The organism is Streptomyces longhuiensis (genome assembly GCF_020616555.1).
Taxonomy (GTDB): domain Bacteria; phylum Actinomycetota; class Actinomycetes; order Streptomycetales; family Streptomycetaceae; genus Streptomyces; species Streptomyces longhuiensis.
In genome coordinates this window covers 3,686,356-3,699,892 of the sequence record NZ_CP085173.1, presented here as the reverse complement: position 1 = coordinate 3,699,892, position 13,537 = coordinate 3,686,356, and the positions used below count along the sequence as shown (strand labels likewise).

Annotated in this window: 11 protein-coding genes; 5 read left to right on the top strand and 6 right to left on the bottom strand. The window is 70.3% G+C overall.

The features are described 5' to 3' along the window. Positions 1-157 precede the first annotated feature (157 nt). The 3 genes from LGI35_RS17165 to LGI35_RS17155 all read left to right on the top strand — a co-directional run bounded on the left by LGI35_RS17165 (position 158) and on the right by LGI35_RS17155 (position 3,944). On the top strand, positions 158-613 hold the full coding sequence (locus LGI35_RS17165; RefSeq protein ID WP_227294678.1) for an NUDIX hydrolase: 456 nt from the start codon (positions 158-160) through the stop codon (positions 611-613). Positions 614-826: 213 nt separating this feature from the next. Next, positions 827-2,638, top strand: a complete 1,812-nt coding sequence (locus tag LGI35_RS17160) for a TIGR03767 family metallophosphoesterase (protein WP_227294677.1) — start codon at positions 827-829, stop codon at positions 2,636-2,638. A 157-nt stretch (positions 2,639-2,795) separates the two neighbouring features. After that, the gene (locus tag LGI35_RS17155) at positions 2,796-3,944 is read left to right on the top strand and encodes a serine hydrolase domain-containing protein (RefSeq protein WP_227294676.1); all 1,149 of its coding nucleotides are present in this window, start codon (positions 2,796-2,798) and stop codon (positions 3,942-3,944) included. A gap of 44 nt (positions 3,945-3,988) precedes the next feature. Here LGI35_RS17155 and LGI35_RS17150 read toward each other — a convergent pair whose 3' ends face one another. Further along, positions 3,989-5,080, bottom strand: a complete 1,092-nt coding sequence (locus LGI35_RS17150; RefSeq protein ID WP_227294675.1) for a hypothetical protein — start codon at positions 5,078-5,080, stop codon at positions 3,989-3,991. Between the two features lie 189 nt (positions 5,081-5,269). Beyond that, positions 5,270-7,852 (bottom strand): aminopeptidase N, encoded by a 2,583-nt coding sequence (gene pepN, locus LGI35_RS17145; protein ID WP_227294674.1) that lies wholly within the window; start codon positions 7,850-7,852, stop codon positions 5,270-5,272. Positions 7,853-8,005: 153 nt separating this feature from the next. On the opposite strand from pepN, the gene LGI35_RS17140 reads away from it, so the two are divergent. After that, positions 8,006-8,638 (top strand): mycothiol-dependent nitroreductase Rv2466c family protein, encoded by a 633-nt coding sequence (locus LGI35_RS17140; protein ID WP_227294673.1) that lies wholly within the window; start codon positions 8,006-8,008, stop codon positions 8,636-8,638. Between the two features lie 2 nt (positions 8,639-8,640). On the opposite strand, the gene LGI35_RS17135 is transcribed toward LGI35_RS17140, so the two are convergent. The 4 genes from LGI35_RS17135 to LGI35_RS17120 all read right to left on the bottom strand — a co-directional run bounded on the left by LGI35_RS17135 (position 8,641) and on the right by LGI35_RS17120 (position 12,683). Continuing rightward, complete coding sequence (locus LGI35_RS17135) at positions 8,641-8,853, bottom strand: hypothetical protein (RefSeq protein WP_227294672.1); 213 nt, start codon at positions 8,851-8,853, stop codon at positions 8,641-8,643. A 136-nt stretch (positions 8,854-8,989) separates the two neighbouring features. Continuing rightward, on the bottom strand, positions 8,990-9,631 hold the full coding sequence (locus LGI35_RS17130; RefSeq protein WP_227294671.1) for a superoxide dismutase: 642 nt from the start codon (positions 9,629-9,631) through the stop codon (positions 8,990-8,992). A gap of 138 nt (positions 9,632-9,769) precedes the next feature. Next, the gene (locus LGI35_RS17125; RefSeq protein WP_227294670.1) at positions 9,770-11,194 is read right to left on the bottom strand and encodes an amino acid permease; all 1,425 of its coding nucleotides are present in this window, start codon (positions 11,192-11,194) and stop codon (positions 9,770-9,772) included. 115 nt (positions 11,195-11,309) lie between these two features. Continuing rightward, on the bottom strand, positions 11,310-12,683 hold the full coding sequence (locus tag LGI35_RS17120; protein WP_227294669.1) for an amino acid permease: 1,374 nt from the start codon (positions 12,681-12,683) through the stop codon (positions 11,310-11,312). 264 nt (positions 12,684-12,947) lie between these two features. Here LGI35_RS17120 and LGI35_RS17115 point away from each other — a divergent pair, with 264 nt between their 5' ends. Further along, entirely contained in the window at positions 12,948-13,526 is a 579-nt protein-coding gene (locus tag LGI35_RS17115; protein ID WP_227294668.1) for a biotin transporter BioY, read from the top strand. Positions 13,527-13,537: the final 11 nt, after the last annotated feature.

The following is a 13,537-nucleotide window of genomic DNA, read 5'->3' as shown; positions in this document are numbered from 1 at the left end:
GTACTTCCGCCATACGCCATCGCGGACAAAGTGGTGCATACAGGGAAACGCGTACAGCCGGGCACGGTGAGCGCGCCCCGCAAGGAGTCCCGCCTGCCGCGTCACCGACCCGCACATTCACCGCCCCGACCCGCCGCGGACCGCATAACGTCACCGTGTGCACACGGAACTGAGGGTCGCGGCCTACGCAGTCTGCGTACGGGACGGGCAGGTGCTGCTCGCCCGCTGGGTGGCCGGCGACGGCACCAGACGCTGGACGCTGCCGGGAGGCGGCATGGACCACGGCGAGGACCCGTACGACACCGTGATCCGCGAACTCGACGAGGAGACCGGCTACGCGGTCGAGCCCGTCACCCTGCTCGGCGTCCACTCCGTCCTGCGCCGCTACCCGCGCAAACTGGGCGCCGTCGCCGACTTCCACGGACTGCGCCTCGTCTACGAGGGCCGCGTCACCGGCGGCGAACTGCGCCACGAGGTGAACGGCTCCACCGACATGGCCGCCTGGCACACCCTCGACGACGTGCCCCGCCTCGCCCGCGTCGAACTCGTCGACGCGGGCCTCGAACTGTGGCGCGACAGGCCCACGTCGGGCCACCTCTTCCCCGAGAAGTGAACACGGAGTGACCGGCTCCTCTACGGCACACGAGGCGTGCGTGACCGCGCAGGGTGGCCGGTGATCCACGTGGCGTGATCGGCGCTGCCCGTTGCGGCCTCGTTAACGCGCAGGTCATCCCCGATGTCAACGATCCAGTACGAGCGGGTAGTTCTGCCACGGCGAGCGCCCCGCGACCACTGCCGACGCGTTCGCACTCGGGGAGACCGCGCCATGCCGCGCATACGCTCTGTCGCCGACACCGCTGCATCCGCCACCGCCGCCAAGGCCGCCTCCATCGCCTCGGCGCTCGACCGCCGCACCTTCCTCGCCGCGTCCGGAGCCGTCTCCCTGACGGCCGGGATCGGCTACGCACTCGGCCCCGGCACGGGCAGCGCCGTCGCGGGCCCCGCGGCGCCTCCCGTACAGGGTCCCGTCCCGGCGGCCGTCTCCCGCCGGGCCCCCGCCGCCGCGCTCGCGCCCTACACGCGCGGCACCACCCTCGGATCCGTCGCCGCCGCTCCGGCCGGCGCGGGCTACCGGCGCCTCGGCGACGGCCCGGCCTGGCAGCGCGTCGTCCGCGGCGACCTCGCGTCCGCCAAGTCGGGGCGCGAGGGACGGCGCACCGCGCTCGCCGCGTTCGTCCAGTTCACCGACCTGCACCTGGTCGACGTACAGCACCCGCTGCGCTACGAGTACCTGCGCTCCCAGACCGCCAGCGCCTGGCGCCCCCAGGAGTCCCTCTCGGTAGCCGGGGCGGTCTCCCTCGTGGAGCGGGTCAACGCGCTGCGCGGGGCTCCCGTCACCGCGTCGCCCCTGCACTTCGTCATGACGACCGGCGACAACACCGACAACAACGCCAAGTCGGAGCTGGACTGGTTCCTGAAGGCGATGAGCGGCGGGCGCATCACCCCGAACACCGGCGACCCGCGCCGCTACGAAGGCGTGCAGGACAGCGGCCTCAAGCTGTACTGGCACCCGGACGCCGCCCTGCGCGACGCCGACAAGCAGCTCGGCTTCCCCCGCATCCACGGCTTCCTGGACGCCGCGATCGGTGAGCTGCGCAGCCCGGGGCTCAACCTGCCCTGGTACTCGACCGTCGGCAACCACGATGCGCTGCCCGGCGGCTGCTACGCGCCCGGCGACTCCTTCTTCGCCGACTTCGCGGTCGGCGGGCGGAAGCTGATGGAGCTGCCGGACTCGGCCGGCAAGGCGATCTGGGACAACGTCAAGAAGGGCGGCGACCCCAAGGGCCAGGCCTTCAAGGACCTCCTCAAGTCCCAGGCCCGCCACATGCGTTCGGTCACTCCGGACGAGTCCCGCGCCCCCTTCACCCCGGCCGAGTACCTCAAGGCCCACCTCGACCCCGCGCACACGGGCCCGGGCCCGCACGGCCACGGCTACACGCAGGCCAACGTCGACGCCGGCACCCAGTACTACGCCTTCCGCGTCTCGGACGACATCCTCGGCATCAGCCTCGACACGACGGACCCGGGCGGCCACTACGAGGGCTCCGTCGGCACGGCCCAGCTGCACTGGCTGGAGCGCACACTCAAGGACAACGAGAAGAACGGGGGCTCCCACGTCCTCGTCTTCAGCCACCACACCAGCAAGACCATGCGCAACCTCCGTCAGGACCCGCACCACCCCGGTGAGGCCCGGCACGGCGGCGACGAGCTCCTCGCGCTCCTCGGCCGTCACGGCGACGTCCTGGCCTGGGTCAACGGCCACAGCCACAAGAACGACATCACTCCGCACGCGGGCCCCGAAGGCCGCTCCTTCTGGGAGATCTCGACGGCGTCGCACGTCGACTTCCCGCAGCTGGCCCGCGTCATCGAGATCACCGACAACCACGACGGCACGGTCTCGCTGTTCACCACGCTCATCGAGTCCGCGGCCCCGCACCGCACCGACTTCACCGACCTCACCCAGACCGGCCTCGCGGCCCTCTACCGCGAACTCTCCTTCAACGCCCCCGGATCCCGCGCCACCCTCTCCGGCACCCCCGGGGACCGCAACACGGAACTCGTTCTGCGCAAGGCCTGAGACGCGAGGGGTGAGACGCCAGGCCTGAGACGCCAAGTCTTGGATCGGCTTGATCCCGCCCAACCCGATCTCGGCCCTCAACCCCTTCCCGTGACCCCTGAGTCCCCCAGGTCGACCGCAGCACACAGCTGTCGAACATCGGCGAAGGAGACACGGGATGTCAGTGCGTACCGGCCTGGTGGGTGTGGCCGTAGTGGTGTCGGTGACGGCGGGGGCGCTCGCGACCCCCGCTCTCGCCGACGCGCCGGCCAAGGACGGACACCGGGCGACGCGGCAGGCCATGGACGCCGCGGTCGCGGCGGGCGTGCCCGGGGTGACGGGGCAGGCGACGGACAAGTACGGAACCTGGAAGGGCACTTCGGGCCTCGGTGACCTGCGGACGACGACTCCGCGCGGCGACCGGGACCGCTATCGTGTCGGCAGCATCACCAAGACGTTCGTCGCGACCGTCCTCCTCCAGCTGGAGGCCGAGGGCAGGCTGAGCCTGGACGACACCGTCGACCACTGGCTGCCCGGCGTCGTCACCGGACACGGCCACGACGGCCGGAAGATCACCGTCCGCCAGCTCCTCAACCACACCAGCGGCATCTACAACTACACGGCGGACAAGGACTTCCAGCAGACCGTCTTCGGGCGCGACGGCTTCCTGAAGCACCGCTACGACACCTGGGCACCCGGCAAGCTCGTGTCGGTCGCCATGGCCCACGAGCCCGACTTCGCGCCCGGCACGTCCTGGAACTACTCCAACACCAACTACGTGCTGGCCGGCATGGTAGTGAAGAAGGTCACCGGACACTCCTACGCCGACGAGATCCGCCACCGCATCATCGAGCCCCTCCATCTGCGCGCCACCAGCCTGCCCGGCACCGCCGTCACCGTGCCGCGCCCGGCGGGCCGCGCCTACAGCAAGTTCCCCGACGACCCGGACAAGAAGACGTACGACGTCACCGAACTCAACCCGACCATCGCCTCGTCGGCCGGCGAGATGGTCTCCGACTCGGCTGACCTGAACCGCTTCTACTCGGCGCTCCTGCGCGGCCGGCTGCTGCCCGCCGCACAGCTCGCCGAGATGAAGAAGACCGTCCCCGTCTCGAAGGACGAGCCGGGCCTCGGCTACGGACTCGCCCTCATGCGGCAGAAGCTCAGCTGCGGCAAGGAGATCTGGGGCCACAGCGGCGGCATCCACGGCTCCAGCACGGACTCCGTGACCACGCCCGACGGCCGTCACACCCTCTCGTTCAACTTCAACGGCGACTGGACGGGCGACAGCCAGGCTGTCATCGAGGCCGAGTTCTGCCCGAAGTAGCCGCAGACATCGAGTAGTCGGGCGGCTTGGGGTCGGCGGTGCGCTCAGTGCGGCAGCACCATCACGTACGCCGCCGGTTCCCGGTCCACGGACGCCATCAGCGCGGTCCTTACGACCGTCGCCTGCTGTTCGAGGGACTCGCGCAGCTTGCGCGGCGTGATGTGGACGACGGTGATGCCGAGGCGCTCCAGGTGCTCGCGCTTGCGGGCGTACTCGGCCCACTCCAGGCCGTCGCTCTCCTCCTGGAGCTCCGGGCGCAGCCCGTGCCGGGGTGCCCGCGTGTCCAGCTCCACGGCGACGGCCTGGTCGGGCCAGTACGCGTCGACACCGCCGAGGTGCGGCCCGCCGGGCAGGCGCAGGTCCACGTTCCACAGCGGGTCGGGCAGGCCGTACTCGCGCACCATCTCGTACAGCCGGTCCTCGGCGATGGCGCGCCCCTCGGCGAGCAGCGAGTCCACGGCGTCGATGACGTGTGGGCGGGTGAGAAGCCTGGCCTGGTTCAACTCCCGTACCACGGCGGCGGGTTCGCAGTGGCCGCCACGGACGGCCTCGGTGAGCAGGCGCCGCACCGCGCCCGCGTCGTCGAGCTGGGCGACGGCGTCCGCGAGGGCGCGCGGCACCGGCGCCACCGGCACCCCCGCGATCCGCTGCGGCGTGGGCATCCCGTGACTGCGCACGAGCCGGGCGAGACCGGTCGAGCGCAGCCGCCGTGTGCGCGGCACCATGACGTCGATCCGGTCGAGGGAGAGCAGCGGCGGAACGGACACGAAACGGTGCAGGGCCAGTGCGGCGAGCCCCGTGACCATCGCGTTGGCGTACGGGACGTGGGGCGCGGCCTGTGGGGGGTGTGGCTCGTCGGGGGTGGTCTGCGTGGGCACGGCGACAGCGGTACGGGTCTGGGGACGGCCCGCGTACAGGAGGACCGCGTGCAGCCGCTCGTCGGCGGTGGGCAGGCCGGGGTGGAGCAGATACACGCCGGGCAGGAGCTGCTGCCAGGGGCCGTCCGGCCGGCACTGCTCGTTCAGGGCCGCGGAGTTGACCCCGTGCGCCTTGAGCTGGGCGGCGCTCAGCACGCGCTGACGGCAGTCGTCGAGGTGCTGGAGGGGGCGGGGGGACAGCGGGGTGTTGTGGTTCATGACCTGGCCATTCCCGGCGCCGGCCCGGCCCCTAACCGCTGTTACACGCCCGTCGACAAAGAGGGACAAGCCTGCCCTAAAGTACGGACGTTCGACTGCCGAGAAGGGCAGGCGGGGCGACGGGTTACGGCCGGAAGTGCCCGCGTTCGGTAACTCCCGGCCGTAGCCGCCCTGTTGTGTCTCTCGGGGCTAGATCCCGGCTGCCGCGTCGCACGCCTGCGCGCGCAGGGCACGGGCCAGGTCGTCACGCGCCTCGAGGACGAGACGGCGCAGCGCGGGCGCCGAGTCCTCGTGCGCCGCCAGCCACGCGTCGGTCGCGTCGAGCGTGCCCTGCGAGTCCTGGAGCGAGGGGAACAGCCCCCTCACCACGTCCATGCCGATCTGGATGGACCGCTCCTCCCAGACGCGCTCGATCGCCGCGAAGTACCGCTCCGCGTACGGCGCCGTCAGCTCGCGCTGCGCCGGCTGCTGGAAGCCCGCGATGGTCGCCTCGACCAGCGCGTTCGACAGCGCGTCCGACTCGACGACCTGCGCCCAGGCCTGCGCCTTCACCGCCGCGGACGGGCGCGCCGCGAGGCAGCGCACCTGATGCCGCTTGCCGGACGCGGTGTCGTCACGCGCCAGCTCCGCGTCGATCACCGACTCGTCGGCCTCGCCCGTGGAGGCGAGCGCGTTCACGAACGACCAGCGCAGCTCCTGGTCGACATCGAGCCCGTCGATCTTCGCGGTGCCTTCGAGCAGGCCGCGCAGCAGCTGGAGGTCGGCCTCGGCGGAGGCGACGGAGGCGAAGAACCGCGCCCACGTCAGCTGGTTCTGGCTGGCCGGCTCGGCGAACCGCAGCTCCCGCAGCGCGCCCTCGGCGAGCTGCCGGCTGCCCTCGGCGCGCCACTCGGGCGACGCGTAGTGCGTGACCGCCGAGTTCGCCCAGGTGTGCAGCATCTGGAGGACGCCGATGTCGCTCTCGCGCCCGGCGAACCGCAGCACGAGGCCGATGAAGTCGCGCGCGGGCATGAGCCCGTCCCGCGTCAGGCTCCACAGCGCCGACCAGCACAGGGCGCGCGCCAGCGGGTCCGTGATGTCGCCGAGGTGCTCACGGAGGGTGGCCAGCGAGTTCTCGTCGAAGCGGATCTTGCAGTACGTGAGGTCGTCGTCGTTGACGAGGACCAGCTCGGGCGCCTCGGCGCCGGCCAGCTCGTCCACCACGGTCCGCGGCCCGTCCACGTCGACCTCGGCGCGCGCGTACCGCACGAGCGCCCCGCCCGCGCCGTCGCGCCGGTAGAGGCCCACGGCGACGCGGTGCGGCCGCAGCGTGGGGTGGGACTCGGCGGCCTCCTGGACGACGGCCAGCTCGGTGATGTGCCCGTCGGCGCTCAACGTCACCTGCGGGGTGAGGGAGTTGACGCCCGCCGTCTGCAGCCACGCCCGCGACCACGTGGCCATGTCGCGCCCGCTGGTCTCCTCCAGGACGGACAGCAGATCGCCGAGCTGCGTGTTCCCGTACGCGTTCCGCTTGAAGTAGCGCCGGGCCCCTTCGAGGAACGCCTCGCGCCCCGCGTAGGCGACGAGCTGCTTCAGGACGCTCGCGCCCTTCGCGTACGTGATCCCGTCGAAGTTGAGCTTGGCGTCCTCCAGGTCGCGGATGTCGGCCGTGACCGGGTGCGTGGAGGGCAGCTGGTCGGCGCGGTACGCCCACGCCTTGCGGTTGTTGGCGAAGGTGATCCAGCCGTTGGTGAAGCGCGTCGCCTCGACCATCGAGAACGTCCCCATGAAGTCCGCGAAGGACTCCTTGAGCCACAGGTCGTCCCACCACTGCATGGTCACGAGGTCGCCGAACCACATGTGCGCCATCTCGTGCAGGATGACGTTCGCGCGCCGCTCGTACGACGCCTGCGTCACCTTGCCGCGGAAGATGAACTCCTCGCGGAACGTGACACAGCCCGGGTTCTCCATCGCGCCGAGGTTGTACTCCGGCACGAACGCCTGGTCGTACTTCCCGAAGGGGTACGGGTAGTCGAAGTGGTCGTGGAAGAAGTCGAGCCCCTGCTTCGTCACCAGGAACACGTCGTCCGCGTCGAAGTGCTTCGCGAGCCCCTTGCGGCACATCGCGCCGAGCGGGATCTCCAGCTTCGTACCGTCCTCGAAGACGCGCTCGTAGGAGTCCGTCACATAGTGGTACGGGCCCGCGACGATCGCCGTGATGTACGTCGAGATCGGCTTCGTCTCGGCGAACCTCCATACACCGTCCGCGAGTTCACCCACCCCGTTCGACCAGACCGTCCAGCCCTCGGGGGCCTGCACGCTGAAGCGGTAGGGCGCCTTGAGGTCGGGCTGCTCGAAGTTGGCGTGGACGCGCCGCGAGTCGGCGGGCTCGTACTGCGTGTAGAGATAGACCTCGCCGTCCTCGGGGTCGACGAAGCGGTGCATGCCCTCGCCGGTGCGGCTGTAGGCGCACTGGGCGTCGACCACCAGCTCGTTCTCCGCGGCCAGGCCGTCGAGCGCGATCCGGGTGCCGTCGAAGACGGCCGCCGTGTCGAGGTCCTCGCCGTTCAGCGTCACCGCGTTCACGGACGGCGCGATCAGGTCCACGAAGGTGGCGGCGCCGGGCTCGGTGGCCCGGAACCGGATCGTGGTCACCGAGCGGAACGTCCGGGGACCCTCGCCCTCGGTCTCGCCGACCGCGGACCGCAGGTCGAGCTGGACCTCGTACCCGTCGACGGACAGCAGGCCCGCCCGCTCGCGGGCCTCGTCGCGGGAAAGATTCTCTCCGGGCACGGGCGGCACTCCCTTGTGACTCGACTGGCTGCACTTGTGGTGCGAACAGGACCGATCCTGCCATGTGCTCCTGACCGCGGACACCGGGGAATGGGACGCCGGTGCGGTGCGTTGGCGAGGAGAGTCAACGCCACGGAATACATGAGGAGAACCATGTCCGAGAAGACCCCCGTCGACTTCTGGTTCGACCCCCTGTGCCCCTGGGCCTGGATGACCTCACGGTGGGTCCTCGAAGTGGAGAAGGTCCGCGACATCAAGGTCAGCTGGCACCTGATGAGCCTCGCCGTCCTGAACGAGGACAAGCTCGACGACCTGCCCGACGAGTACCGCGAGCTCCTGGAGACGAAGGCCTGGGGCCCGGTCCGCGTCGTCATCGCCGCGCAGGAGGAGCACGGGGCCGAGGTGCTCGGCGACCTCTACACCGCGCTCGGCACGCGCATCCACAACGGCGGCGAGGGGCCCACGAAGGAAGCCGTCGCCGCCGCCCTCGACGAGGTCGGCCTGCCCGCCTCCCTCCTCGACCACTGGGACGGCACCAAGTACGAGGCCGAGCTGCGCGCCTCCCACAAGGAGGGCATAGACAAGGTCGGCCAGGACGTCGGCACGCCCGTCATCGCCGTACCGGGCGCGAACGGCGAGCAGATCGCGTTCTTCGGCCCCGTCGTCACCCCGGCCCCCAAGGGCGAGGAGGCCGCGCGGCTCTGGGACGGCACGCTCCTGGTCGCCTCGGTCCCCGGCTTCTACGAGATCAAGCGCACGCGCACGCAGGGGCCGGTCTTCGACTGAGTTCAGTCCGGCTCGGGGATGCGGATGTGAAGGTCGCGGCTGCCCACGCACTTCTTGAAACCGGTGCGGACGTGCCGGCAGCCGGGTGCCTCGCACATCACGCAGTCGTCCACGTTGTTCCTCACGAGGCGATTCTTGAGCCAGTCCTTCTCGTCCCGCGTCAGTGAGCGATGCGTCTCCTGGGAGTCGCAGGTGTGACATGGCAGCTTTGGCATGTCTTCACGATCCCCCCGGAAGCCCGTAAACCGAAAGACCCCCGCGAGTCATGTCCTCGTGGGGGTCTTCCGTCTTTCTTCCGCCCGCCGTCGCGAAGGTTGAGAAGACGATCACGAGGCGGGACGCTTCAGGGGATCAGGGGGCGACCAACAGGTTGAACGCCCGGTCCTTCGCGGCCGCGTACCGCTTGGCGACGTCCTGCCAGTTGACGACGCGCCACATGGCCTCGATGAAGTCGACCTTCTGGTTCTTGTACTGGAGGTAGAACGCGTGCTCCCACGCGTCGAAGACCAGGATCGGGACCGAGCCCTGGCCGACGTTGCCCTGGTGGTCGTAGATCTGCTCGACGACGAGGCGCCCGCTCACCGGCTCGTACGCGAGGACGCCCCAGCCGGAGCCCTGCGTCGTCGCGGCGGCCTTGGTCAGCTGGGCCTTGAACCCGGCGAAGGAGCCGAAGGAGGTGGTGATGGCGTCCGCGAGGTCACCCACGCCGTCCGCGGCCAGCGGCTCGCCGCCGCCGTCGCCGGACATGTTGTGCCAGTAGATGCTGTGCAGGATGTGGCCCGAGAGGTGGAACGCGAGGTTCTTCTCCAGGCCGTTGATGGCGCCCCACGACTCCTTGTCGCGAGCCTCCTCCAGCTGCTCCAGGGTGTCGTTCGCCCCCTTCACATACGCCGCGTGGTGCTTGTCGTGATGGAGCTCGATGATCTGCGGGTTGATGACCGGTTCGAGCGCCGCGTAGTCGTACGGAAGTTCAGGAAGCGTGTAAATGGCCATGTCCGAGCCCTCCGGCTGAGTACTGCAGAGCTTATTGCAAGTAATGTGCAAATGCAGGCTAACAGCAGGAGTGCGTGGCGCAACGCGAAGGACCCCCGGGCCGTCTGGCCCGGGGGTCCTTCGGTGAGCGGGAGAGATCTAGGCGTCGGCCGCCGCCCGCGACTCCGCCGCCTTCTGGCGTACGTAGCCGACGATCGCGAGCACGATGGTCAGGCCGCCCGTGTAGTACAGCTGCACGCGTGTGTCGTGCTCACGGGCCATCAGGACGAAGACCGCGACCATCGCGACGAGAGCCAGGACCGTGAGGTACGGGTACGCCCACATCTTCACGACGAGCTTCTCCGGGGCCTCGCGCTCCAGCTTGCGGCGCAGGACCAGCTGCGAGATGGCGATGAAGAACCAGACGACGAGGATGATCGCGCCGATGGTGTTGAGCAGCCAGGCGAAGACGTCGTCCGGGCGCCAGTAGCTGAGCAGGACGCAGACGAAGCCGAAGACGGCGGAGACCAGAACCGCGACGCGCGGCACACCGCCGGTGACCTTGCCGATCGCCTTCGGGCCCATGCCGCGGGCGACGAGCGAGCTCGCCATGCGGGAGGCGCCGTAGATGTTGGCGTTCATGGCGGACAGGAGCGCGATGAGGACGACCACGTTCATGATCTGGCCGGCGCCGGGGATGCCCAGGTAGTCGAGCGTGGCGACGTACGGGCCCTTGGTCGGGATCTCCTTCGCCGTCCACGGCAGCAGGACGACGACGACGGCCATCGAGCCGACGTAGAAGAGCGCGATGCGCCACATCGCCGTACGGACCGCCTTCGCGACACCCTGCACCGGGTGCTCGGACTCGGCCGCGGCGATGGTGACGGTCTCCAGACCGCCGTACGCGAAGACCGAGGCGAGCAGGCCGACGATCAGCCCCTCCGTGCCGTTGGGCATGAAGCCGCCGTGGCCCGTGAGATTGTCCATGCCGGGTGCGGAGACGTCGGGCAGGACACCGAGGATCGCCAGCACGCCGATGACGAGGAAGAGCACGATCGCGCCGACCTTGAGCGTCGCGAACCAGAACTCGAACTCTCCGAAGTTCTTCACGGCCGCGAGGTTCGTGCCGGTGAACAGCAGCATGAACAGTGCGACCAGCGCCCACTCGGGCACGCCCGGCAGCCACCCGTGCACGATGCCCGCCGCGCCGATGCCCTCCAGGCCCACGGCCACACAGAGCAGGAACCAGAACGACCAGCCTGCCGTGAACCCGGCCCACGGGCCGATGCCCCGCTCCGCGTGCACGGAGAACGAGCCGGAGGCGGGGTACGCGGCGGCCATCTCGCCGAGCATGCGCATCACGAGCATCACGAGTGCGCCCGAGATCGCGTAGGCGAGGATGATCGACGGCCCGGCGGCAGCGATGGCGGTTCCGGAGCCCACGAAGAGGCCGGCGCCGATCACACCGCCGAGCGCGATCATGGAGAGATGGCGCTGCTTGAGGCCGCGCGACAGCGACGGCTCGGCCGGCGACTGATCGATCGGCTGCGCGTCGACCGGCGACTGCGCGGACGTCCGAGACATGGATGTGCCCTGTTCATTAGCTGAGACGGGGAAAGGCCCACAGTCTGAGCAGCGGCACCGGCTACAGGGAACAGCTGACCGGTATACGGACACGACGCTCACACATCGTGAAGGTTCAGGCACGCCGCGCGCGCAGTTCCCGCACTCCCGCGACGGCCACGACGAGCGCGGTCGCGCCGGTCGACCACAACAGCTGCGGACGGGCCGTGTCGTCGGTCAGCATCAGCCCGATGACGGCCGCCATCGCGGCGAGCGTCACCCACGTCAGCCAGGGGAAACCCCACATCCGCAGCACGAGCCGCTCGGGCGCCTCCCGTTCGACGAGCCGCCGCAGCCGCAGCTGCGACGCCGCGATCAGCGCCCACACGAACAGCAGCACCGCGCCGACCGAGTTGAGCATGTAGAGGAAGACGGATTCCGGCCACTCCAGATTGAGCAGCACCGACACGAAGCCGAACGCGACCGACGCGAGCACCGCCCGGCGCGGCACGCCCCCGCCGCTCACCTTCAGCAGCGCGCGGGGCGCCTCACCACGCTCGGCCAGCGAGAACACCATGCGCGACGAGCCGTAGAGGTTCGCGTTCAGCGCCGAGAGGAGCGCCACGAACACCACGATGTTCATGATCTGGCCGGCGGACGGCACCCCGATCGCGTCGAGGACCGTGACGTACGGGCTGATGCCCGCCTTCTGCGCCGTCCACGGCAGCACCGTCACGATGACCAGCATCGAGCCGACGTAGAAGAACAGGATGCGGAAGACCGCGCTGCGCACCGCACGCGAGACCGCGCGCACCGGGTCGTCGGACTCGGCGGCCGCGATCGTGACGACCTCCAGGCCGCCGAACGCGAACACGACGGCGAGCACACCGGAGATGACGCCCTGCCAGCCGTGCGGCAGGAAGCCGCCCTGCCCGGTGAGGTTCGTGAGGCCCACCGGGTCCGTGTCCGGCAGCAGCCCGAAGACCGCGAGCGTGCCGAGGATCAGGAACGCGACGATCGCGAACACCTTCAGGGCGGCGAACCAGAACTCGAACTCGCCGAAGTTCTTCACGGCCGCCAGGTTCGCCCCGGTGAAGACCAGCATGAACACCAGCACCCACGCCCACTGGGGCACGCCCGGCGCCCAGCCGTTCGCGATCTGCGCCGCGCCCGTCGCCTCCACGGCGAGGACGACGACGAGCAGGAACCAGTAGAGCCAGCCGACGCTGAACCCGGCCCAGCGGCCGAGCGCCCGCTCCGCGTGCACGGAGAACGAACCCGACGCCGGCATCGCGGCCGACATCTCGCCCAGCATCCGCATCACGCACATCGCGAGCGTGCCCGCGATCAGATACGAGACGACGATGCCGGGGCCCGCGACCGCGATACCGGCCCCCGAGCCGACGAAGAGCCCCGCCCCGATGACACCGCCGAGGCCCAGCATCGTCAGATGCCGCTGCTTGAGTCCGCCTCCGAGCGGTTCGGGTTCGGACGGGAGCTGGTCGTGCATGGGAGGTTCAGACTGCTTTCGGGGATCGCGTGAGTTTGGCAGGAACCTACAGTCTCCCCGGCGGCCGACCCCGGGCGCAAAACGGGCCGTTTCGGCTCTGGCCCCAGTGACGAGCATCACGCCAAGTCGCGCATGAGCAACGCCCTTTGTGAAGAGCCCACCAACACCCGCCGTCACCCTTTGTGGAGCAGTGACCGTGATCGGGGATCGGCCCCTGGGATAGCGTCACGGTGTCCCCACCTGCCCTCACCCCGCGGAGTCCCGATGAGTACGGCTGCCGTCTCCACCCGCCCCGGCAAGGTCCTGGCCGACCTGCTGCCCGCCTCGCGCACCCGCGACATCGCGCTCGTGCTCGGCGGCGCCGCCCTCACCGGCATCGCGGCCCAGATCGCCGTGCCCGTGCCGGGCTCCCCGGTTCCGGTCACCGGGCAGACCTTCGCCGCGCTCCTCGTCGGCACCGCGCTCGGCGCCCGCCGAGGCTTCCTCTCCCTCGCCGTGTACGCGCTCGTCGGCATGGCCGGCATGCCGTGGTTCGCCCAGGGCACCTCCGGTGCGGGCAGCGCCTCCTTCGGCTACGTCATCGGCATGCTGCTCGCCTCCACCGTCGTGGGCGCGCTCGCGCGGCGCGGCGGCGACCGTTCCGTCCTGCGCACCGCGGGCACCATGGTCCTCGGCTCCGCGATCATCTACGCGGTCGGCGTGCCCTACCTCGCCGCCGCCACCGGCATGACCTTCACGCAGGCGGTCGCCGCGGGCCTCACCCCGTTCCTCATCGGCGACGCCGTGAAGGCGGCCCTGGCGATGGGCGTGCTGCCCACCGCCTGGAAGTTCGCCAACAAGTAGTTCGCGCCACG